Below are 23,153 nucleotides of genomic sequence, written 5' to 3'. Positions count from 1 at the left end.
GAGCTCGGTACTCGTCCCCGGCGAACTCCGGGCGGGGCAGGGCGGAACGGTCGAGCTTGCCGTTCGGCGTGAGTGGCAGTTCCGTGAGTGTCACGAACGCGGCCGGGATCATATAGGCCGGCAGCCGCTCTCCGACCGCCTCCCGCAGGAGCTCCGTGGTGGGCGGTTCGGCGCCGGTCTCCGGGACCACGTACGCCACCAGCCGGCGGTCCCCCGGCCGGTCCTCGCGGGCGATGACGACAGCCCGGCTGACCGCGGGGTGGCGGGTCAGGGTGTGCTCGATCTCGGCGGGCTCGATCCGGTAGCCGCGCAGTTTGATCTGGTGGTCGGAGCGGCCGAGGTACTCCACCTCACCCGTGACCGTCCAGCGGGCGAGATCCCCGCTGCGGTACATCCGGGCGCCCGGTGGCCCGAACGGGCAGGCCACGAACCGCTCCGCGGTCATGCCCGGCCTGTCGTGGTAGCCGCGGGCCAGGCCCTCGCCGGCGATCCAGAGGTCACCGGCAGCGCCGGGCGGCACCGGACGCAGCGCCCGGTCCAGCACGAGGATCCGGGTGCCGGCGACCGGGCCGCCGACGGAGGGAGGCATGCCGGAGTGGCCGGGGAGCAGACGGGCGGCGGTGGCGTAGACGGTGGTCTCGGTCGGGCCGTAGAGGTTGGTGACCTCGGCGGCGTGCCGACACAGGGTCTCGGCGAGCGCCAGAGGCAGGGCCTCGCCGGTGGAGATCACCCGCAACCCGGTCAGACAGGCCGGCGCGTGGGTGACCAGGCTCTGCCACAGCGCGGGGGTGGCCTGCATGACGGTGACGCCGGACCGTTCGACGAGGTCGAGCAGTGCCGGCGGCTGGGTGATGTCGTCCTTGCCGGCCAGTACCACCCGGCCGCCGGCGAGCAGGGGCAGGAAGAGTTCCAGCGCGGCGATGTCGAACGCAACGGTGGCGCAGGCCAGCAGCCGGTCGTCCGGCGTCAGGGTGAATCGATCCTGCATGCCGGTCAGCAGGGTCGCCAGCGCACCGTGCCGGACCACTACGCCCTTGGGCGTCCCAGTGGAGCCGGAGGTGTAGATGACGTAGGCGGCGTGGTCGGCGCCGACCGGAACGCGCGGGCCGTGGGCAGGGTGAGGGGACCGGTCGGACAGGTCCACCCCGGCCAGCCTCTTCTCATCGAGGACCAGCACCGGTGCGCTGTCCTCGACCACGGCCCGCACCCGGGCGGCCGGATACTCCGGGTCCACCGGCACATACGTGCCGCCGGCCTTCCACACGGCCAGCAGGGCCACCACCAGGTCGGCAGAGCGGGGAAGCAGCACCACGACCCGGGACTCCGGACCCACGCCCTGCCCGGCCAGCCAGTGCGCCAGCCGGCCGGCTCGCTCGTCCAGCTCCCGGTAGGTCAGCCGGTGCCCGCGGGACTCGACACAGACCGTGTCCGGCGTCTGGGCCGCCCGCGCCGTGACCAGGTCGGCGACGGTGCGCTCCGGGGGCGGGACCGCGGTGTCGTTCCAGCCGTGCAGCACCTGTTCGCGCTCGGCGTCGGACAGCACGTCGAGCGCGCCGACGGTGGCCCGCGAACCGGCGGCGAACTGCCGCAGCACCCGCACCAGCCGATCGGCGAGCGCCTCCACGGCGGTCCGCTCAAAGACGTTGCGGCGGTACTGGAAGGAGATCCGCAGCAGCGGGTCGGCCGCCGCGATCACGGTCAGCGGATAGTGCGGCGGGGCGTACGGGCGGATACCGGTCACCACCGGTTGCGCCGAAGCGCCTGCCGCCGCGTGGCTGGACCGGTCGACGGGGAACGACTCGAACACCACCAGCGTGTCGAACAGTTCCTTCAGCCCGGTCGCCCGCTGGATGTCGGCGAGCCCCACATGGTGATGGTCCAGCAGTCTCGCCTGGGCGTCCTGGAGCCGGCCGAGCACCTCCGGGACCGGGTCGGCCGGCGTGCATCGCACCCGCACGGGCACCGTGTTGATGAACAGGCCGATCGTGGTGTCCGCGCCCGGCAGCCCGGAGGGCCGGCCCGCGACCGTGGCGCCGAACAGCACCTCCTCGCCGCCGGTGAGCTGCGCCAGCACCATGGCCCAGGCGCCCTGCACCAGGGTGTTGATGGTGACGCCCCACTCCGCGGCCCGGCGCGCCAACCTGGTGGTGTCCTCGCCGGTGAGCGGCACGTCGATCTGCCCGCTGCCGATGCCGGCCGGCTGGGCCCCGGGCGTCGTGGGTGCCAGCAGGGTCGGCTCCGCCACACCGGCGAGTTCCTCAGCCCACGCGCGGGTGGAGCGTGCCGTGTCCTGCCGTGACAGCCAGCTCAGGAAGTCCCGGTAGCCGCGCGGGCGCGCCGGTGCGGTGCCGGCGCCGCCGGCCATGTACAGGTCCATCAACTCGCGCTCGATGAGCGGCACCGACCAGCCGTCGAGCAGCACGTGGTGAGCGGTGAGGGCCAGTTCGGCGTGCCGGGGGCCGAGCGTGACGAGGGTCAGGCGCAGCAGCGGTGGGCTGTCCGGGCGGAAGCGGGCGTCCCGCTCCTCGGCGAGGATCTCCTCCAGCCGCGTGGCGGCGTCGGCCTCGCCGGTGAGGTCGAGGTGCCGCCAGGGCAGCGGGACGTCGTCCACGACGACCTGCACGGGCTCACCGGTGGCGCTCGGCTGGAACGCGGCCCGCAGGTTCGGGTGACGGTCGAGCAGGGCCTGGCCCGCCGCCCGCAGGCGCGCCGGGTCCACCGGGCCTTCGAGCCGGAACACGAACTGCGTCTGGTACGCCTCGGACGCGCTCTGCGCGAGCATCGTGTGGTACAGCAGCCCGTCCTGCAACGGCGTGAGCGGCCATACGTCGCTGACGCGTCCGAAGCGCCGTTGCCAGTCGTCCAGTTCTTCCTGGCTGACGGTGAGCAGCGGGACGTCGGACGGGGTCAGGCCCCGACCGCCGGACTCGACCAGGTTCCGCAGGCCGCGCAGGGCGGCGCACCAGGTGCGGGACAGGGCGCGGACCTCGTCGGCGGTCAGAGCTCCGGTGGCGAAGGTGAACAGGGCGGTGAGGCGCGCGTCGTCGCCGGTGCCGGTCACCAGGGCGTTCAGTTCGAGGGCGCTGGGCGTCGGCATGTCCGCGGCGGGCGCGGCGACCAACTCGGCGCATTCGGGCGCCGGGGTCCATCCGGAGCCGCGGGTGGGGTCCTGGCCGGGTGCCGGCTCCGGGCGTTCGAAGGAGAAACGGCCCAGGAAGTTGAATCCGATGTCGTCGGCCGGACACGGGCTCAGCAGCGCCGCGGTGTCGTCGTTGACGTAGCGCAGCAGGGTGTAGCCGATGCCCTGGTCGGGCAGGGCCCGCCGCTGCTCCTTCACCCGCTTGAGGGCGTCACCGGCGGCGGCTCCTCCGGTGATCGCGGCGTCGACGTCGATCCCCGAGATGTCGAGGCGTACGGGGGTGACCGTGGTGAACCAGCCGACCGTGCGGGACAGGTCCGCACCCGGCACCAGCTCCTCCTGCCGGCCGTGCCCTTCCAGCCGTACGACCGTCGTGCCGTCGGTGAGACCCCGCCGTTCCCGGGCCAGCGCGAGGACGAGGGCGGTGAGCAGGACGTCGTCCGCGCCGCTGCGGTAGGCCGCGGGGACGGAGGTCAGGATCGCGTCCGTGAGGTCGGCCGGGAGCTCCACCCGGACAGTGTCGGTGGTGGAGGTGAGGTCCCGGCCGGGGTCGAGCGGCCGGGAGCCCACGGGTGCGACGGGGGCCGCGAGCAGGTCGCGCCACAACGCCACCTCCGCCACCCGTTCAGGGCGGGCCGCCTCGTCGGCCAGGGCGTGCAGCCATCGGCGCAGGGAGGTGCCCACCCGCGGCAACGCGGGGGTTCGGCCGTCCTGGACCTGGCGCCAGGCCGCGGCCAGGTCGGGCAGCAGCACCCGCCAGGACATGCCGTCGACGACCAGGTGGTGGGCCACGACCAGCAGCCGCCCGGGCCCGCCCGCGGCCCCCCGGAACCAGACCAGCCGGAGCATCTGCCCGGTCCGGGCGTCGATGTGCCGCACGGCCTCGGCGGCCTCGGCGCGCAGCAGGGTCTGCCACGCCTCGCCGTCCCAGTCCCCCGGGCAGTCGACCCGGCCGACAAGCGCGCCGGCGTCCACAGTGCCGGGTGGCTGCACCAGCAGGCCGTCGTCCGTCAGCCGTGAGCGCAGGACGTCGTGCCGGTCCAGGACGCAGCGCAGGGCCGCGGTGAGGCCGGGGAGGTCGACGGCTGCGGGCAGCTCCAGCACCAGCCACTGGGCGAGGCGGTCCAGGCCGGGGCCCCGCTCAGCGTGCAACCGGGCCATGGGGGGCAGCGGCAGCAGGCCGACGCCCCCGCCCTCGAGTTCGGTGAGGGCCGCCGGGGCGGTGTCGCGGGTCGCGGCCTGCGCGAGCGCGGCGACGGTGCGGCACTCGAACACGGTGCGCGGGCTGAACGCGAGACCGCCGGCGCGGGCGCGGGCCACCACCTGGATCGCCCGGATGCTGTCGCCGCCCAGAGCGAAGAAGTCGTCGTCCACTCCGATGTCGCTCAGGCCGAGCACCTCGGCGAACGCGGCGGCCAGGAGGCTCTCGTCACCGGTCCGGGGTGGCCGGTGGGCACGGCCGGTGACCTCCGGCTCGGGCAGCCCGGCCCGGTCCAGTTTGCCGTTCGCGGTCACCGGCATTCGGTCCAGCGCGACGAAGGCAGCGGGCACCAGGTGGGCGGGCAGCCGGGCCGCGACGAAGCCCCGCAGCTCGGCGAGGTCCAGACCGGCGTGCAGATCCCAGTCGGTGCCGGTCGGGCCGCTGCCGCCGGAGGTGGCCGGGACGACGTAGGCGACGAGCTGCGCGGCTCCGTCCGCGCCTCGGCCGGGCCGGGCGACGACGGCCGCCCTGAGTACGCCAGGGTGGTCGGTCAGCGTGTCCTCGATCTCCTGGGGCTCGACCCGGAAGCCGCGGATCTTCACCTGGTGGTCGGCGCGGCCGGCGAACTCCAGCTCGCCGTCGGCGTTCCAGCGCGCCAGGTCGCCGGTCCGGTACATGCGCCGCCCCGGTTCCCCGAAGGGGCAGGCCACGAAGCGCTCCGCAGTCAGGCCCCGGCGGTCGTGGTAGCCCCGGGCGAGTCCGGCGCCCGCGATGTAGAGGTCGCCGAAGACGCCGGGCGGCAGCGGTCGCAGCCGGCTGTCGAGGACATAGAGCGCGGTGTTCCAGATCGGGGTGCCGATCGGTATCGTCCGCGCCCCGGGCCGGTACTGCCACGCGGTGACGTCCACGGCCGCCTCGGTCGGCCCGTACAGGTTGTGCAGCGGCACGCCGAAGGTCCGGTGGAACCGCGCGGCCAGCTCGGCCGGCAGCGCCTCTCCGCTGCACACGACGCGGCGCAGACCGGTGCACGCGGCAGCCGTCTCCTCGGTGACGAACTCGGCCAGCATCGACGGGACGAAGTGCGCCGTCGTGACGCCGGCCCGCCGGATCACCTCGGCGAGGTAGTCCGGGTCGCGGTGCCCGTCCGGCCGGGCGACCACCAGGGTGGCGCCGGTGATCAGTGGCCAGAAGAACTCCCAGACGGACACGTCGAACGAGGCGGACGTCTTCTGCAGGACCCGGTCGGTGCCGTCGAGCCGGAAGCGATCCTGCATCCAGAGCAGCCGGTTGACGATCGCGGCGTGGGTGACGACGACGCCCTTGGGGCGCCCGGTCGATCCCGAGGTGTAGATCATGTACGCGGGGTGGTCGACACCGTGCCTGGCACAGATGGCGGGCCCTTCGGTGAGCGGAGCGTCGTCGACCATGACCACGGGGACATCCGTCCGGGGCAGCCGGTCCGCGATGTCCTTGACCGTCAGCAGCAGCGCGGGCCCGGCGTCGGCGAGCATGAACTCGACCCGCGCGGCCGGGTAGTCCGGATCGACGGGGACGTAGGCGGCGCCCGCTCTGAGGACCGCGATCAGGGCGACGACCAGTTCCGGGGAACGGGGCACGGCGACCGCGACGAACCGCTCGGGCCCGGCGCCACGCTCTGTCAGCAGGCGGGCGAGCCGGCCGGACCTCTCGGCCAGTTCCCGGTAGGTCATCCGGGAATCCTCGAAGGTCAGCGCGACGGCGTCCGGGGTGGCTCGGGCCTGTCGGTCCAGCAGTTCGGTCAGGGTCGCCGGCGGCGGGGTCACCGTGAGTCCGGCGTACTCGGTGAGCAGCGCGCGGCGTTCGGCGGAGTGCAGCGCGGTGACGGTCCCGACCGGGGCGTGCGGGTCGGCCAGGGCCGTACGCAGGAACGTCACGAACCGCTCGGCGAGCCCGGCGATGTCCTGGTCGTCGTACTCTGCCCGCGGCGCGTCGAACCGGATGTACAGGTCGCTGTCGGCCCTTCCGTCGGTGTAGACGCAGACCATCACCTCGTCGATCACGCCGAAGGTGCCACCGGCGAAGTGGGCTGAGGCGCCCGCCAGGTCGAGTGCTTCGACGGAAGGGAGCACGTTGACGACGGCGCCGAACGGGCTGCGCGCGTCGCCGGCGTGGCCGGTGGCCCGTTTGATCAGGGATATGTCGTGCCGGGCGTGCCGCAGGACACGGCGCCGCTCCCGGCCGAGCGCCTCGGCCAGTTCCACGAAGTCGGCCGCGGGGTCCACCCGCGAGCGCAGCGGCACCCGGTTGGAGAGCAGGCCGAGGGAGCGGCGCAGTGCGCCGACGCGGTGATTGACGGTGATGGTCAGCAGCGGCTCGGACAGACCGCACATGTGCCCCAGAAACGCGGTGGCGGCCGAGGCGATCAGGTCGGGCACCGAGGTCCCGGCTGCGGCGGAGGCGTGTTCCCAGGCGGCGAGTTCGGCGGCCGAAACCGTCGCGGTGCGGGTGGACATCTCCTGCGGTGCGGTGAGGCCGTCCCAGTACCCGGGCTCGCCGGCGGGGGCGTCGACGCCCGGGCGGACACCGGCGGGCAGACGGGCGGCGGGCAGGTCTCCGGCGAGGTAGTCGCGCCAGAACCGCTCGGCGTCGGCGAACCGCTTCGACGCCCGGTAGGCGGCGTCCTTCGCCGCCGCGTCCTCCGGCGGGTTCGGGGCGCCCTCCGGCAACGCGGAGCCGGCGCGCAGCGCGCGGTAGATCTCGGCGATCCGCCGGGACAGCAGGGTCAGAACGCCGAAGGCGTCGGTGAGGATGTGGTGGAAGACGAGCACGAGCAGGTGACGGCCGGGGCCCAGCCGGATCGAGCCGATCCGCAGCAGCGCGTCCTCGGTCAGGTCGAAGGGCCGGCGCACGAGATCGGCGACGGCGGCGCGAGCCGCGTCGGCGGGGTCGGCGGCGTCGCCGACGTCGAGGCGGAACGGCTCCCACGCCCCGAGGTCCCGGGCGACCGGCCGCAGTCCGTCGTCGCGGCGGAAGTTGACCCTCAGCGCGTCGGCTTCCGCCACCGCCGCCCGCAGGGCCGTGGCGAGCAGGGCGGTGTCCAGGTCACCGTCGATGTCCCAGAGAGTCGCCACGTTGTTCGGTACGTCAGGAGTGAACTCCTGCGCGAGCCACATGGCTTCCTGCGCAGATGTGACGCCGGTGCAACCCATCCAAATGCCCCCAGCAAAGTGGTTTCCCGGTCAATGGCCCCTCGCCATGCCGATGCTTGTCGCCGCCCGTGTGGTTGATCAACTGCGATGAAAGATGTTGGCCAGAGATCAAAAAGGAACCGGCCATCAGCCGAAAAAACTCCGCCATACCGCGCGGGCAGGCGTCCGTCCGGCGCCCGCCGCAACCGTCCTCAAGGACATCCCCGATCGCGGATCCGGGCGTTCCCACGGCCCTCCTCCGCCTGCTAGCGCGGCTCCTCGGCCGCTGCGGCCGGGGTCTGGTTGTCGTGCGCGCTGGTCCGGATCACCTGGGCGACGGTCAGCTCATAGGCGGAGTACCAGTGTTTTCTGCCCATATGCTGCGCCACCCGGTGCTCGGGGTCGCAACGCCACTTGTCCAACGTCTCCTCGTCGCGCCACATCATGACGGCGAGACGTTCACCGTCCTCCCCGGTGTAGTGCTTGACCTCCACCGGGTCGGACCCGGCGATGGCGCGGACCCGCTCCTGCATCCGCTCCTCGGTGGCGTAGTAGTCCTCGCCGGCCTGCTCGGACAGGTGCGACTTGAACAGGATCACGAACATCCGGAGTCCTCCAGGGTGGCTGTGGTCGGGGCGGGGGGAGGGGTGCAGGCGCGCAACCGGTCGTCGGGCGCCGAGACCAGTTCGGTGCCGTACCGGGCCAGCAGATACGCCACGAGCCGGTCCAGACGCTGGTCGTCGCGCAGTACGGAGGCGTAGCTCTCCTCGGTGAAGGCGCACCGCTCGTACAGCGGCACGAACCGGTCCGGGAAGAGGGCCGTCAGCCGCCCGCGCAGCACGTCCGCAGCGGTCTCCTCGCGAGGTGGGTTGGCCATGGTGAAGTAGTGCCGGTAGGAGAGCCGGGAGATCGCGTCGGCGTCCTCGGTCCGCGACTTCTCGTAGGCGGCCAGGCCCGCCGCCCAGTCGGCCGAGGCGTCGAGGCAGTCGACGAGGACCCGGGCGTCCTCGAAGCCGCAGTTCATGCCGTGCCCCATGAAGGGTGCCATCGCGTGACAGGAGTCACCGAGCAGCGCGAAGGTGTCTCGCCAGACCCATCGGTCGCAGCGGACGGCCGTGAGGGTCGAGACGGCCTTGGCGGCCAACTGTTCCGCGATGTCGGGGATGATCGCGGTGGGCTCGGGAAAGTGGGCGGCGAACATCTCGGACAGGTCCTGGCCGCCGTGGGCCGCCGCGTAGGACGGGGCGGGGCCGTCGAGACGCATGAACAAGGAGCCGGAGAGCTTCCCCGACGGCAGGGGGTGCGCGGCGAACATCGCCTTCCCGGTGGGCCAGTAGTGCGTGATGGTCGGGTCCAGCCGGCCGGCCGGCACGTCGATCTCCTGGTAGGCCAGGTCCAGCCTGCGCACCTCGACCCGGGCACCGCGCGCCTCCAGGGCGGCCCGGGCCGCGGAGTGCGCGCCGTCGCAGCCGAGGACCCGGCGGCACGTCAGCCGGCGCGAGCCGTGCCGGTCCTCCACCAGCACCGCGGGTGCGTCCAGGTCCACCGAGCTCACCCGCTGCCCGAAGCGGATGCGCACACCGGGGGTCGCCTCGGCGGCGTCCAGCAGGATCTGGTGCAGCCGCCGGCGCTCCACCGCCCAGATGGGCTGTCCGTCCCGGCTGTAGGGAGTCAACCGCGTCCGGCCGTCGGACAGATGCCCGCAGCGTCCGTGCAGGGGGACGCATATCCGGCGCACGGCGTCCGCCACGCCCAGGTCCGACAGGGCGCGCCAGCCGCGGGCCGACAGCATCACGACGAGTGACCGGCGCTGTCCGCCGGGCTCCCGCCTGGGGTCCGCCCGCTTCTCCAGCAGGGTGACCGGTCCGAAGCGGGGCGCGAGGTAGAGAGCCGTGACCGCGCCCACCAGACCGGCCCCCACGATGACGGTCTCCGGGTTCCCGTCCGTGCGGTTCGTGCCGTTCCCGTTCATGCTGTCCCCGCCCCTCGTCCGTTGCTCCGCCCGCAGTTCCGCGGTCGTGTACGCGTCCGCACCTCGCTATGGCCGCCGCAGTTCCGTCAGGACCACGGTGCCCACCTCCTTCGTGCTCAGGGATCCGCCGAGATCGGGGGTGACGCGGCCGGCAGCCACGGCCGCGGCGACCGCCCGGCGGACCGCGTCCGCCTCCTCGGTCCGGCCCAGGTGTTCGGCCAGCAGGGCCACGGAGAGGATCGCGCCGAACGGATTGGCGGTGCCGGTACCCGCGATGTCCGGGGCGCTGCCGTGCACGGGCTCGAAGAGCCCTTGTCCGGTCACGGGGTTGAGATTCGCCGATGCCGCAACGCCAAGGCCGCCGGCGAGCGCGGCCGTGAGGTCGCTCAAGATGTCGCCGTAGGAGTTGTTGGTGACGATGACGTCGAACGCGGTCGGATCGGTGGCCAGTCGCAGGGCGGCGGTGTCCACGTAGAGGTGGGACGTCTCGACGTGCGGGTGCCGTGCGACCGCCTCGCTCCAGCACCGCTGCCACAGCTGTCCGCCGTTGCGGACGGCGTTGGCCTTGTCGACGAGGCACACCGACCTGCGCGCCACGGAGAAGGCGAACTCCAGCACCCGTGATACGCCTTGGCGGGTGCTGAGGTCCACGTCGATGGCGATCTCCTGGGCGGTCCCGGTGCGCGTACCGCCACCGATGCCGCTGTAGAGCCCCTCGGTGTTCTCCCTGACGATCACGCAGTCGATCGCCCGGCGGGCCGGGTCGCGCAGCGGACTGAGCCTGTCGTGCCAGAGTCTGGCGGGCCGGTAGTTGACGTAGAGGTCGAGTTCGAGACGCAGAGTGGTGAGGACAGCGCGCACGTACGCGGTGTCGCTGAGCCGGGGATCGCCGACCGCGCCGAGGAGCGCCGCCTCGCTGGACCTGATGCGGTCGAGGTCGGCTTCGGTCAGCGCCGTTCCGGTACGCAGATAGGTCTCCGCGTTGACGTGGTCCAGGACGTCCGTCCGCGCCCCGAGGCCGAGGGCGTCGAGGACGTCCAATGCCGGCTCGATCACCTCGGGACCGATGCCGTCACCGGGGATCACGGCGATGGTCGTCAAGGCCGCCTCACTTCCGTCCCTGGCTCAGCACGTCCGCGACGAGTTCCGCGACGTCGGTCGTCACGTGGAAATGCCCGCCCGGCCGCACGGTTCCCCTGAAGCCACCGGAGGTGACGCTCGCCCACCCCGCCAGTTGGGCCTGCTCCACCAACGGGTCGCCCTCGCCGTGGTAGCAGCTCACGGGACAGGACAGCGGACGGGTGCCGGGACGGGGCCGATAGGTCGCGTGGGCCCGCAGGTCCGAGCGGATGACGGGCAAGAGGAGGTCGCGCAGCTCGGCGTTCTCGGCGATCGCGGGTTCGATGCCGCCCAGCGCGCACAGCGTCGTCCAGAACTCGTCGTCGGGTGCCAGGTGGATGCTGCTGTTGTTCATCCGTCCGGGCGGCAGAGCGGCGGACACGCAGAGCGCCAGGGGTTCCTCGCCGGCGTCCCGCAGCAGCAGGGCGGTCTCGTAGGCGACCAGCGCGCCCAGGCTGTGCCCGAACAGTACGTGGTCGCCCGGCGGCATCCGCAGCAGCTCCGCCGCCACGCACCCGGCCATCGCGGCCACGTCGTCCACGGGCGGCTCTCCGAAGCGGTCGCCACGGCCCGGGTACTGGACGGCCATCAGCGACACACCGGGCGGCACCGCGGCCGCCCACTCGCCGAAGGCGATCCCCGAGCCCCCCGAGTGCGGGAAGCACACCACCCGCACGCCGAGAGGGTCACCGGCGGTCATCGACCGCACCCAGCCACGTTCCCGTATCCGGCTCATCCTCTTCGCCTTCCTGGCCGGCCATCGTTCCGTCCGCACCATGTTTTCCACTCGTCGCGGATTCGCGTGGCCCGCGACAGATGTCGGCAAGAGATCGGGGGGCGGTGGACCGCGGCGCTGACGATGCCAAGGGACAGGACAGCAAGGACCGCAGGCAGGCCGCCGCACGGCACCAGGCTCACGTCGCGCGCGGACGTCGCGCACCACCGCACCGGACACCGCCCGCCACCGCCTGGAGGCACCCGCCCTCCAGCCGCGTTGCCGCTGGCCCGCGGCCAGGACGGACCGAGGGCACCCGCGGCTCCACCCGGCCTCCGCGCCCCTCGATCCACGCCTCGACCGACCGCTGAAAGGGAACGCGATCATGCTTGACGGTTTTGTGCACTGGCCCGAACAACTCGCGGCGGACCTGCGCCGGACAGGAGTCTGGCTCGGCCGGCCGATCGGCGACCTGTTGCACGAGTCGTGCGAACGGAACGCCGAGCGGGTGGCCGTGGTGTGCGGCGAACGCCGGATGACGTACGCGGAGCTGTCCCGGCGGGCGGACCGGTTGGCGGGCGGCCTGATCGGACTGGGCATCAGGCCCCTGGACCGGGTGGTGGTGCACCTCCCCAACATCCCCGAGTTCGTCGTTGTGGTCTTCGCGCTGCTGCGGGCCGGAGCGATCCCGGTGCTGGCGCTGCCCGGTCACCGCAGGACCGAGATCGCGCATCTGTGCGCTCACTCCGGGGCTGTTGCCTATGTGGTGAAGGACGAGTTCGGCGGGTTCGACTTCCGTACGATCGCCCGGGAGATCCCGTCGGTCCCGCACGTGATCGTCAGCGGCGACGCCCAGGAGTTCATATCGCTGGAGTCGCTGGACGCCCAGGACGTCGTGCTACCCCGGGTGGACGCGTCCGACCCCGCGCTGTTCCTGCTCTCCGGGGGCACCACCGGACTGCCGAAGCTGATTCCCCGGACCCACGACGACTACGAGTACGTCATGCGGGCCAGCGCGGAGGCGATGCAGGTGGGCCCGGAGGTGGTGTACCTCGCCGTCAACCCGGTCGCGCACCAGGCGGCCCTCGCCTGTCCGGGCGTGTTCGGCAGTCTCCTGTTGGGCGGGAAGGCGGTCCTCACGTCGAGCGTGCGGCCCGACGACGTCTTCTCGCTGATCCGCCGCGAGGCCGTCTCCGTGACCACGGTCGTGCCCTCGGTGCTGCGGCTGTGGGCCGATTCCGGACGACCGCCCGGCGAACTGTCCCGTCTGCTGATCCAGGTGGGCAGTGCCCCGCTCGACCCGGCCCTGGCGCGCCGTGCGGCCCAGGTGCTGGGCTGCCGGATCCAGCGGTGGTACGGGATCAGCGAGGGGCTGCTGACCCACACCCGGCTCGACGACCCGGAGGAGGCGGCCATCAACACGGACGGCCGCCCCATGTCACCGGGTGACGAGGTCCGGATCGTCGACGAGTCGGGAAACCCCGTGCCCGACGGGGAGGCGGGCGAGATGCAGGTGCGGGGCCCGTACACGATCCGCGGGTACTACCGGGCCCCGGAGGAGAACGCCCGCTCGTTCACGCCGGACGGCTTCTTCCGCACCGGCGACCTCGTCCGGCGCAGGCCGGACGGCAACATCATGATCGTCGGCAGGATCAAGGACGTCATCAACCGGGCCGGCGAGAAGGTCTCCGCGGAGGAGGTGGAGCGGCATCTGCGCACCCACCCCGCCGTGCAGGACGCGGCCGTGATCGGCGTGGCGGACACCGTGCTCGGCGAACGGACCTACGCGTTCGTCGTCCTCAACGAGGCGGACGTCCGCCCGTCCGCCATGAAGGAGTTCCTCAGGGGCCGCGGCTTGGCCGCCTTCAAGATCCCCGACCGGCTGATCTCGATGCCGCAGCTTCCGCGCACACCGATGGGGAAGGTGGACAAGAAGGCACTGCGCGCAGGGATCGCCGGCTCGGAACGCTGATGATGCCCGGGGCGCGGGACGGAGCCTGTGTACGTTCCGCGCCTGCCTCGGCCGGTTGGCCACCGCATCCGCCCGGAATCCCACCACGGCACTGGGAACTGCCCGGCCCTTCCGCCGACCATGCCGCACACCGGCTCGTGAGCGGCGGATGAGCAGTCCGCTCGGCCCAGGCACCGGCGCGATGTACGCGTCTGGCGAGCAACGCCCCCCTCCGCCGTCGGCGCCCTGGGCGTGACCACACGGCCGCCGTCCAGCACGAGGTCAACCGGCCAGGACCCTCGACCCGAGCTTGACAGACCGCCGAGTGAGTGCCATGACGCCCCGTCGGAATCAGCGTCGAACGAGGGACAGGACGTTTCCCCGAGCGCCCTCACCATCTCGAGGCAGAGCGCTCCCCGCCATGCCCCGCTGGGTGAAGCCGCAGGTGATACGTGGGGCGCCATCCTGCGCCACGCTCCACGCGGTGGACTTTCGGGAAACAGGTCGAGCACACCCGGCAACCCCGGAGCCGGCTAACAAAACTGCACGTCAGAGGCCTTTCGCAGCGGGCTCAAGAATAGCCACGCACTCCACGTGCGAGGTCATCGGAAACAGATCGAACACCCGCAACGTCCGCACCCGATACCCCCCGTCCCGGAAGTACCCCAAGTCCCGGGCCAGCGCAGCCGGATCGCACGCCACATACGCGATCCGCCGCGCCCCCAGCGACGAAAGATGCTCCACCGTCTTCCGGCCCGCCCCCGCCCGAGGCGGGTCCAGGACGATGAGGTCGGCCTCGGTGATACCGGTCCGCGGCAGCACCGCCTCGACCTTGCCCTGTTCGATCCGTACCCGGTCGAAGTCCGCGAGGTTGTGGCGGGCGTCCTCCACCGCGCGCTTGCCGGACTCGATACCGAGGACCGCGCCCGCCTCACCGAGCCGGTCCGCCAGCGCCCCCGCGAACAGGCCCACTCCGCAGTACAGGTCCAGCGCCATCTCGCCCTTGCGCGGCAGCAGGCCCTGCATCACCGCCGTGACCAGGGTGTCCGCCGCCTTCGGGTGGACCTGCCAGAAGCCGCCGCTGCCGACCCGGTAGGTGCGGCCGTCGGCGCGTTCGCGGACGAAGGGGCGGCCGTGGACGCGGTGGGTGCCGCCGTCCTTCTCTCCGACCCGCATGACCGACACCGGCTTGTCCAGCTCGACGATCGGCAGGCGGGCGCCGGGGCGCGGCGTGAGGATCACCTGGCGGTCCTGCGATCCCGTCGCCGCGATCGCCTCGATCGACGCCATCCCGGGCCAGTCCCGCCGCTCGATGCCGAGCTCGCTCACGCCCTCGGCCGCGATCATGCAGTGCTCGATCGGCTCGACCTCGTGCGAGCGGTGCCGGCGCAGCCCCGCCCGGCCGGTCGAGGGGTCCACCGCGTACTGCACGCGCGTGCGCCACTGCGGCACCTGCCCGGCCGGCAGCTTGTCGCCCTCGGCGGGCATCACCGTGCCGTCCCAGCCGGCCTCCTCGGGCGTGAGCCCGGCGAGCCGCGCCAGCTGTTCCGCGACGACCTCGCCCTTCAGCCGCCGCTGCGCCCCCGGCTTGGCGTGCTGCCAGTCGCAGCCGCCGCAGCGGCCCGGACCGGCGTAGGGACAGGGCGCCTCGATGCGGTCCTTGGACGCGTCGAGCACCTCGACGGCGTCCGCGCGCAGGAAGCGGGCGCCCTCCTCGCCCTCGGTGACCCGGGCGACGACCCGCTCCCCGGGCAGCGTGTGCCGCACGAAGAGGACCTGGCCTTCGTCGGTGCGGGCGATGCAGTGACCGCCGTGGGCGACGGGGCCGACCTCGACCTCGTACTCCAGCCCCACCAGCGACTTCTTCGGTTCTGCCTGCATGGCGGGGTGACTCCAGATGCGTAAGGGGAACGGGCCGGACACCGAAAGGGCCGGACAACAGCCCACCAGTCTACGACTGTTTCGAGGACTCCTTCGCCCGCTCCTGAGCCGGACCACGCCGCACGGAACCCGGCGCGTTCCACTCCTGCCGCTTGCGGGCCCGCTTCTTCGCGACCTCGGAGGACTGGAGCTGGTAGGGCACCGACGTCACCATGACACCCGGCGTGAACAGCAGCCGGCCCTTCAGGCGCAGGGCGCTCTGGTTGTGCAGCAGATGCTCGTACCAGTGTCCGACGACGTACTCGGGGATGATCACGGACACGGCGTCGCGCGGCGACTCGCGGCGCAGGTTCTTGACGTACTCGATGATCGGCCGGGTGATCTCGCGGTAGGGCGAGTCGAGGACCTTCAGCGGTACGTCGATGCCGCGCCGCTCCCACTCGGCCTTGAGCGCCTTGGTCTCGGCCGCGTCGACGTTGACGCTGAGCGCTTCGAGGGTGTCGGTGCGCATCAGCTTGGCGTAGGCGAGGGCGCGCAGCGTGGGCCGGTGGATCTTGGAGACCAGGACCACGGAGTGCACCCGAGAGGGGCGGACGCTGTCGTCGCTCGGACCCTCGGGGGCGGCGATCTCCTCGGAGACCCGGTCGTAGTGCTTCCGGATCGCGCTCATGGTCACGTAGAAGATCACCATGCCGAGCAGCGCGACCCAGGCGCCGTGCGAGAACTTGGTGACCAGGACGACGACCAGCACCAGGCCGGTGAAGAAGGCGCCGAAGGTGTTGATCGCCCGGGAGCGGATCATGTGCCGGCGCTTGGCCTGGTCGGTCTCGGTGCGCAGATGACGGTTCCAGTGCCGGACCATGCCGGTCTGGCTGAGCGTGAAGGAGACGAACACGCCGACGATGTACAGCTGGATCAGCCGCGTGGAGTCGGCGCCGTAGATCCACACCAGCAGTGCGGCCGCGCCGGCGAGGAGCACGATGCCGTTGGAGAACGCGAGGCGGTCGCCGCGGGTGTGCAGCTGGCGGGGCAGATAGCGGTCCTGGGCGAGGATCGAGCCGAGCAGCGGGAAGCCGTTGTACGCGGTGTTCGCGGCGAGGAAGAGGACCAGCGCCGTGGCGGCGGCGAGCAGCACGAAGAAGAACGTGCCGTCACCGAAGACGGCGGCCGCGACCTGCGAGATCACCGGGTCCTGGACATAGTCGGCGCCGACCGGCACACCGTTGTCGATCAGGTCCTTGGCCGGGTTCTCCGCCATGTGCACATCGGTGACCATGGCGAGCCCGATGATGCCGCAGAACATGGTGACCGCGAAGAAGCCCATGAGGGCGAGCGTGGTCGCCGCGTTCTTGGACTTGGGCTTGCGGAAGGCGGGGACGCCGTTGCTGATCGCCTCGACGCCGGTGAGCGCCGCACAGCCGGAGGAGAAGGCGCGCAGCAGCAGGAAGACCAGGGCGAAGCCGGCCAGGCCCTCGTGCTCGGCCTCGATATGGAAGTCGGCGGTCGGCGACTTCATGGTCTCGTCGAGGACCACACCCCGGAAGGCGCCCCAAGCGATCATGATGAAGACACCGACGACGAAGACATACGTCGGGATCGCGAAGAGGCTGCCGGATTCCTTCACCCCGCGCAGGTTCATCAGCGTCAGCAGCACGATGATGCCGATGGCGCACAGGACCTTGTTCTCCACGACGAACGGGACGGCGGAGCCCAGGTTCTCCACGCCGGAGGAGATGGACACGGCCACGGTGAGGACGTAGTCCACGAGCAGCGCGCTGGCCACGGTCAGCCCGGCCTTGGGGCCGAGGTTGGTGTTGGCGACCTCGTAGTCGCCGCCGCCGCTCGGGTAGGCATGCACGTTCTGCCGGTAGGAGGCGACGACCGTGAACATCAGGACGACGACCGCGACCGCGATCCAGGGGCTGAAGTGGTACGCCGACACGCCCGCGATGGACAGGACCAGCAGCACCTCGCCGGGCGCGTAGGCCACGGAGGACAGCGGGTCGGAGGCGAAGACGGGAAGTGCGATGCGCTTCGGCAGGAGCGTTTCCCCGAGCCGGTCGCTGCGCAGTGCGCGCCCGATCAGAATCCGTTTGGGCACGTCGGTCAGTTTGGACACAACAGAGGATCGTAGGCGTTCGAACGGGCTGCCGCCCACCCGCCACCCCAGTTCCGCGCGGCCCCTGCCCTCCGGGTGAAATCGGAGGCGGCGCGGCTGCGGATTCCGCAGCTCGCGGCATCGGCATGCCTATATGACTAAACCCGCTGATTTTTCTCGCCGTTGCCGCCCTCCGGAGGCCCCATGGACACCACCGCCCAGCTGATCGGCGCCGCCACCGCTCTCGTCGGCCTCGGAATCCTGACACTCGCCAGCGTCCGCAGCATCAGCCGCCGCTGATCGTCTCGAACGCACGGCAACCGTGCACAGGGGTGCCGACGTCCTACCGCGCGTGTGTAGCTTGGGCGTCGATCTGAGACCCTGATCTGGCTGAGCAGTATCTCTTCACCTTGGAAGGACGGTCGTGCACATCGTCATCATGGGCTGCGGAAGAGTGGGTTCCGCTCTCGCCCAGACCCTGGAGCAACAGGGGCACACGGTCGCTGTGATCGATCGGGACCCTACCGCCTTCCGCCGACTCGGCCCCGGTTTCGGCGGCCGCCGGGTCACCGGCATCGGCTTCGACCAGGACACCCTGCGCGAGGCGGGCATCGAGGAGGCCGGCGCCTTCGCCGCCGTCTCCAGCGGTGACAACTCCAACATCATCTCCGCGCGCGTGGCCCGCGAGATGTTCGGCGTGGAGAATGTCGCGGCCCGGATCTACGACCCCCGCCGCGCCGAGGTCTACCAGCGCCTCGGCATCCCCACGGTCGCGACCGTGCGCTGGACCGCCGACCAGATGCTGCGCCGGCTGCTGCCCTCGGGCGCCGAGCCCCTGTGGCGCGACCCCACCGGTGGCGTCCAGCTCGCCGAGGTGCACACCTCCACGGCCTGGGTGGGCCACAAGATCAGCAAGCTTCAGGAGGAGACGGGCGTCCGCGTGGCGTTCCTGACCCGCCTCGGCGAGGCCATCCTGCCCAGCTCGCAGACGGTGCTGCAGGAGGGTGACCTGGTGCACGTGATGATGCGCACCGACGAGGTCGACAAGGTCGAGGCGGCGTTCGCCAAGGGTCCCGAAGAGGAGGGCGGTCACTGATGAGGGTCGCCATTGCCGGTGCCGGCGCCGTCGGCCGCTCGATCGCGGGCGAACTGCTGGAGAACGGCCACGAGGTCCTGCTGATCGACAAGGCGCCGACCGCCATCTCGGTCGAGCGCGTCCCGCAGGCGGAGTGGCTGCTCGCCGACGCCTGCGAGATCACGTCCCTGGACGAGGCGGCGCTCCAGCGCTGCAACGTCGTGATCGCCGCGACCGGCGACGACAAGGTGAACCTGGTCGTCTCCCTGCTGGCGAAGACGGAGTACGGCGTCCCGCGCGTCGTCGCCCGCGTCAACAACCCCAAGAACGAGTGGCTCTTCAACGAGTCCTGGGGCGTCGACGTCGCCGTCTCCACCCCCCGCCTGATGTCCGCCCTGGTCGAGGAGGCGGTCAGCGTCGGCGACCTGGTCCGCCTGCTGCGCTTCAGCCACGGCGACGCCAACCTCGTCGAGCTGACCCTGCCCGAGGAGTCGGCCCTGGCCGGCACCCAGGTCGGTGATGTGGAGTGGCCGCAGGACACCTCGCTGGTCACGATCATCCGCGGCACCCGGGTGCTCACCCCGTCCCGGGACGACTCGCTGGAGGCGGGCGACGAGCTCCTGTTCGTGGCCGCCCAGGCCCGCGAGGAACAACTGGAGGACCTGCTGTCGGTGCGCCGCGAGGACACGGCGGGCTGAGCGGGGTCACGACAACGAAAGGGCGCCCTGGGAGGTCCAGGGCGCCCTTTCGCTTGCTCTATTCGGCGGACCGGGCCGCGGCCTTGCGCTCCTCCTCGGCCTTCTCGGCCTTCTCCGCCGCTTCCATCTCCGCGAACACGTCGATGGGAGCGGGCGCCTTCGCCAGAAAGACCCACGTCAGCCAGACGGCCAGCAGGAACGGCGGGATCTTCAGCGCGACCAGGACCCAGCCCAACTGCTCGGTGTCCGCCCACCAGTACAGCGGGAAGAGGATCGCGCACTTGGCGAGCAGGATCAGGCCCCAGGCCCAACTGGCCTTCGCGTACGCCTTCTTGCGCCCCGGGTTCCGCTTGCGCCAGGAGAGGTTCTCCTTGAACACCGGGCCGAGGATCAGCCCGATCAGCGGGACACCGCACAGCGTGGTGATGATGTACGTCAGACCCAGGCCCAGCGTGTAGAGCATGCCGGGCAGATAGAAGTCCTTGGCGTTGCCCGTCATCATCGCGAAGACGACACCGAAGGCCACGCCGAAGACACCGCTGAAGGCGTGCTTGACGGTGTCCTTCATCACCAGGCGGACGACGACGAGCAGCAGGGACACACCGAGCGCGGCGATCGCCGACAGGTGCAGGTCCTTGTTGATGGTGTAGATGGTGACGAAGAGCAGTCCGGGCAGCACCGTCTCGATCATGCCGCGCATGCCGCCGAAGGCCTCGAACAGCGCGGCCTCGGTCACCGCCCGGGCATCCTGCTCAGCGTCTGCGGTGGTGTCTTCGGTCGGCTTGTCGAGCGACGTCACCGGCTACTCCCGTCCGAGGGGTCTCAGTTCGTATTTCGGGTTGAAGAGCACCCGGCGGCCCCGGCTCATCGAGATCCGGCCCGATGCGATCAGCTTGCGCCCCGGCTCGATTCCCACGATGGAGCGTCTGCCGAGCCACACCACGTCCAGCGCGGCGGAGCCGTCGAACAGCTCGGCCTCCAGGGCCGGGACTCCGGCACGCGGCCGCAGAGTGACCGTGCGCAAGGTACCAGTAACGGTGACTATCTGTCGGTCACGGCAGTCACCGATGCGTGTGCAGCCGGCCGTCTCGGCGTCCTCGCGCAGTTCCTCGGACTCCAGGTCCTCCTGCGACGAGGAGAGCCGGTCGAGCATGCGCCGGAACCGGCCCGCCGGCTTCTCGGAACGAGGAACAGAACTCATGTCTGAAGCGTACCGGGGTGCACCGACACCTTCGTACCCGCGGGGAGGGGCCTCGAACCGGTGGTGAGCACCCCTCGACTTGCCTAAAGCTTTTAGGCAATCCCACAATGGCTTTCGGTAAAGGAAAGGACGGTCATGGTACGCGCAGGACTCACTCCGGAGCTGTTGACCCGGGCCGGGGCGGAGCTCGCCGACGAGGTCGGCTTCGACCGGGTGACCGTGTCGGAGCTGGCCCGCCGCTTCGACGTCAAGGTCGCCAGCCTGTACTCACATCTGAAGAACTCCCAGGAGCTCAAGACCCGGATCGCCCTGCTGGCCCTGGAGGAGCTCGCCGACCGGGCCGCCGACGCGCTGGCGGGCCGGGCCGGCAAGGACGCCCTGACCGCGTTCGCCGACGTCTACCGCGACTACGCCCGCACCCACCCCGGCCGCTACGCCGCGGCCCGCTTCCGCCTCGACCCGGAGACGGCGGCGCAGAGCGCGGGCGTACGGCACGCCCAGATGACCCGGGCCATCCTGCGCGGCTACGACCTGACCGAGCCGGACCAGACCCACGCCGTCCGCCTCCTCGGCAGCGTCTTCCACGGCTACGTCGACCTGGAGCTGGCCGGAGGCTTCAGCCACAGCTCCCCCGACAGCGAGGAGTCCTGGGCCCGCATCCTGGACGCCCTCGACGCCACCCTGCGCAACTGGCCCCAAGCCTGAAGGTCGTTCATGTACTCCACGCCCCTCACCCCCGCCCTCGTCCGCGGCGCCCTCGACCTGGAGCACACCGAGCACGGCCTGCTCCCGCACCGGCTCCCCGCCCGGGCCCGCGCCCAGTACGCCGACCCCCAGCTCGCCATGGCCGAGTCCCAGCCCTCCGGCGTACGGCTGACCTTCCGCACCCGCGCCACCGCCGTACAGCTGAAGACACTGCCCACGAAGCGGACGTACGTCGGCGCCCCGCCCCGTCCGGACGGCGTCTACGACCTGCTCGTCGACGGCACTCTGACCGCCCAGGCGGTAGCGACCGGTGGCAATACCCTCACCATCGACATGTCGACCGGCACCGCCGAGCACCGGCCAGGACCGGTCGCCACCCTGCGCTTCACCGGACTGCCCGCCCGGGAGAAGGACGTGGAGATCTGGCTGCCGCACAACGAGACCACGGAACTCGTGGCCTTGCGCACGGACGCCCCCATCGAGCCTCTCCCGGACCGCGGCCGCAAGGTGTGGCTGCACCACGGCAGCTCCATCAGCCACGGCTCCGACGCGGCGAGCCCCACCGGCACCTGGCCCGCCCGCGCCGCGACCCTGGCCGACGTCGACCTGATCAACCTGGGCTTCGGCGGCAGCGCCCTTCTGGACCCTTTCACCGCCCGTGCGATCCGGGACACCCCGGCCGACCTGATCAGCGTCAAGATCGGCATCAACCTGGTGAACCTGGACCTGATGCGGCTGCGCGCCTTCACCCCGGCCGTCCACGGCTTCCTGGACACCATCCGCGACGGCCACCCCGACACACCGCTGCTGGTCGTCTCCCCGATCCTGTGCCCCATCCACGAGGACACCCCGGGCCCGGGCGCCTTCGACCTCGCCGCCCTGAGCACCGGAAAGCTGAAGTTCCAGGCACTCGGCGACCCCGCCGAGCGGGCCGCCGGAAAACTGACCCTCACGGTGATCCGCGAGGAGCTGTCCCGGATCGTGGAACAGCGCCGACAGGACGACCCGAACCTCACCTACCTGAACGGCCTCGACCTCTACGGCGAGCAGGACTACGCCGAGCTGCCCCTCCCCGACGAACTCCACCCGGACGCGGCCACACACCGCCGTATCGGCGACCGCTTCGCGGAACGCGTCTTCGGGGGCTAGCGCTCGAAGCGATACCCCATCCCGGGCTCGGTGATGAAGTGCTTCGGATGTGAGGGATCGGCTTCCAGCTTCCGTCTCAACTGGGCCATGTACACCCGCAGATAGTTCGTCTCCGTCCCGTAGGACGGCCCCCAGACCTCCTGCAGCAGCTGTTTCTGGCTGACCAGCCGCCCGGAGTTGCGCACCAGCACCTCCAGCAGATGCCACTCGGTCGGCGTCAGCCGGACATCCGCCCCGTCCCGGTGGACCTTCTTCGCGGCCAGGTCGACAGTGAACGTGCCGGTCTCGACGATCACGTCCTCCTCGCCGCCGCCGGGGGGCTCGGCGCGCCGGACCGCCGCGCGGAGCCGGGCCAGCAGCTCGTCCATGCCGAACGGCTTGGTCACGTAGTCGTCGGCGCCCGCGTCCAGCGCCTCGACCTTCTCGTCGGAGGAGTGCCGGGCGGACAGCACCAGGATCGGTACCCGGGTCCAGCCGCGCAGGCCCCGGATCACCTCGACGCCGTCCATGTCGGGCAGACCGAGGTCGAGGACCACCACGTCGGGGTGGCGGGCGGCGGCGAGCTCAAGGGCACTGGCGCCGTCCTGCGCGGCGTCCACCTCGTACTTGCGCGCCTTGAGGTTGATCACCAGGGCGCGCACGATCTGCGGCTCGTCCTCGATCACGAGCACCCGGGTCATGTGGCCTGCCTTTCGGGTTCCGGTACTACGGGGTGAACAAGCTCGTCGGCGGCGACGCGCAGTGTGAGGACCATCGTGAGGCCGCCGCCGGGGGTGTCCTCCGCGTTCAGCGTCCCGCCCATCGCCTCCGCGAACCCGCGCGCCACCGCGAGTCCCAGCCCCACCCCGGCGCCGCGCGGTGCGTCACCGTACCGCTGGAAGGGCGCGAAGATACGCTCCTTGGCGTCGTCGGGGACTCCGGGCCCGCGGTCCACGACCCGGACCTCGACGCGGTCGGCGATCGAGCTTGCGGAGACGAGGACGGGGGCGCCGGGCGGGCTGTACTTGACGGCGTTCTCCACGACGTTGGCGACCGAGCGCTCCAGCAGCCCTGGGTCGACGGCCACCATGGGCAGGGTCTCC

Annotated in this window: 15 protein-coding genes and 1 pseudogene; 5 read left to right on the top strand and 11 right to left on the bottom strand. The window is 71.6% G+C overall.

All coding sequences use genetic code 11. From position 1 onward, the window contains the following. Positions 1 to 97 precede the first annotated feature (97 nt). From H4N64_RS34385 to H4N64_RS34365, 5 genes and pseudogenes are all read right to left on the bottom strand, one after another. Positions 98 to 7,528, bottom strand: a pseudogene (locus H4N64_RS34385) (amino acid adenylation domain-containing protein); the annotation flags it as partial. 245 nt (positions 7,529 to 7,773) lie between these two features. Further along, a complete protein-coding gene (locus H4N64_RS34380; RefSeq protein ID WP_186286456.1) occupies positions 7,774 to 8,112 on the bottom strand; it encodes an antibiotic biosynthesis monooxygenase family protein in 339 nt (112 codons plus the stop codon). After that, positions 8,103 to 9,479, bottom strand: coding sequence for an FAD-dependent oxidoreductase (locus H4N64_RS34375; protein WP_186286455.1), 1,377 nt, complete (start codon positions 9,477 to 9,479; stop codon positions 8,103 to 8,105). The genes H4N64_RS34380 and H4N64_RS34375 overlap by 10 nt, the downstream gene beginning before the upstream one ends. A 66-nt stretch (positions 9,480 to 9,545) precedes the next feature. Continuing rightward, complete coding sequence (locus tag H4N64_RS34370) at positions 9,546 to 10,580, bottom strand: isocitrate/isopropylmalate dehydrogenase family protein (RefSeq protein WP_186286454.1); 1,035 nt, start codon at positions 10,578 to 10,580, stop codon at positions 9,546 to 9,548. A 7-nt stretch (positions 10,581 to 10,587) separates the two neighbouring features. Further along, positions 10,588 to 11,334: a thioesterase II family protein gene (locus H4N64_RS34365; RefSeq protein ID WP_186286453.1), complete on the bottom strand. Its 747-nt coding sequence runs from the start codon at positions 11,332 to 11,334 to the stop codon at positions 10,588 to 10,590. A gap of 364 nt (positions 11,335 to 11,698) precedes the next feature. On the opposite strand from H4N64_RS34365, the gene H4N64_RS34360 reads away from it, so the two are divergent. Continuing rightward, a complete protein-coding gene (locus tag H4N64_RS34360; RefSeq protein WP_186286452.1) occupies positions 11,699 to 13,285 on the top strand; it encodes a (2,3-dihydroxybenzoyl)adenylate synthase in 1,587 nt (528 codons plus the stop codon). A gap of 528 nt (positions 13,286 to 13,813) precedes the next feature. Here H4N64_RS34360 and H4N64_RS34355 read toward each other — a convergent pair. Together H4N64_RS34355 and H4N64_RS34350 are read right to left on the bottom strand one after the other, a co-directional pair. Further along, entirely contained in the window at positions 13,814 to 15,145 is a 1,332-nt protein-coding gene (locus H4N64_RS34355; RefSeq protein WP_186286451.1) for a class I SAM-dependent RNA methyltransferase, read from the bottom strand. 70 nt (positions 15,146 to 15,215) lie between these two features. Further along, the gene (locus tag H4N64_RS34350; RefSeq protein WP_186286450.1) at positions 15,216 to 17,264 is read right to left on the bottom strand and encodes an amino acid permease; all 2,049 of its coding nucleotides are present in this window, start codon (positions 17,262 to 17,264) and stop codon (positions 15,216 to 15,218) included. Positions 17,265 to 17,667: 403 nt separating this feature from the next. On the opposite strand from H4N64_RS34350, the gene H4N64_RS34345 reads away from it, so the two are divergent. Together H4N64_RS34345 and H4N64_RS34340 are read left to right on the top strand one after the other, a co-directional pair. Continuing rightward, a complete protein-coding gene (locus tag H4N64_RS34345) occupies positions 17,668 to 18,339 on the top strand; it encodes an NAD-binding protein (RefSeq protein WP_186286449.1) in 672 nt (223 codons plus the stop codon). After that, complete coding sequence (locus H4N64_RS34340) at positions 18,339 to 19,016, top strand: potassium channel family protein (protein WP_186286448.1); 678 nt, start codon at positions 18,339 to 18,341, stop codon at positions 19,014 to 19,016. The genes H4N64_RS34345 and H4N64_RS34340 overlap by 1 nt, the downstream gene beginning before the upstream one ends. A gap of 58 nt (positions 19,017 to 19,074) precedes the next feature. On the opposite strand, the gene H4N64_RS34335 is transcribed toward H4N64_RS34340, so the two are convergent. Together H4N64_RS34335 and H4N64_RS34330 are read right to left on the bottom strand one after the other, a co-directional pair. Further along, entirely contained in the window at positions 19,075 to 19,815 is a 741-nt protein-coding gene (locus H4N64_RS34335) for a DUF3159 domain-containing protein (protein WP_186286447.1), read from the bottom strand. 3 nt (positions 19,816 to 19,818) lie between these two features. Further along, positions 19,819 to 20,217 carry an OB-fold nucleic acid binding domain-containing protein gene (locus H4N64_RS34330; protein ID WP_186286446.1) on the bottom strand — a complete coding sequence of 133 codons (399 nt, stop codon included), beginning with the start codon at positions 20,215 to 20,217 and terminating at the stop codon, positions 19,819 to 19,821. Between the two features lie 135 nt (positions 20,218 to 20,352). Between H4N64_RS34330 and H4N64_RS34325 the strand changes: the two genes are divergently transcribed. Beyond that, positions 20,353 to 20,922 (top strand): TetR/AcrR family transcriptional regulator, encoded by a 570-nt coding sequence (locus H4N64_RS34325; RefSeq protein ID WP_186286445.1) that lies wholly within the window; start codon positions 20,353 to 20,355, stop codon positions 20,920 to 20,922. A 9-nt stretch (positions 20,923 to 20,931) separates the two neighbouring features. Further along, positions 20,932 to 22,071, top strand: a complete 1,140-nt coding sequence (locus H4N64_RS34320; RefSeq protein WP_186286444.1) for an SGNH/GDSL hydrolase family protein — start codon at positions 20,932 to 20,934, stop codon at positions 22,069 to 22,071. Here the strand turns inward: H4N64_RS34320 and H4N64_RS34315 are convergent. Continuing rightward, positions 22,068 to 22,751: a response regulator gene (locus H4N64_RS34315; RefSeq protein WP_186286443.1), complete on the bottom strand. Its 684-nt coding sequence runs from the start codon at positions 22,749 to 22,751 to the stop codon at positions 22,068 to 22,070. The genes H4N64_RS34320 and H4N64_RS34315 overlap by 4 nt on opposite strands. Then, the coding region (locus tag H4N64_RS34310; RefSeq protein ID WP_260860145.1) for a sensor histidine kinase at positions 22,748 to 23,153 on the bottom strand (406 nt) is incomplete at its 5' end. The genes H4N64_RS34315 and H4N64_RS34310, both read right to left, overlap by 4 nt.

Origin of the sequence: Streptomyces cupreus (assembly GCF_014257025.1) — a bacterium.
Lineage (GTDB): Bacteria > Actinomycetota > Actinomycetes > Streptomycetales > Streptomycetaceae > Streptomyces > Streptomyces cupreus.
This window is presented reverse-complemented; position numbering and strand designations above follow the sequence as displayed.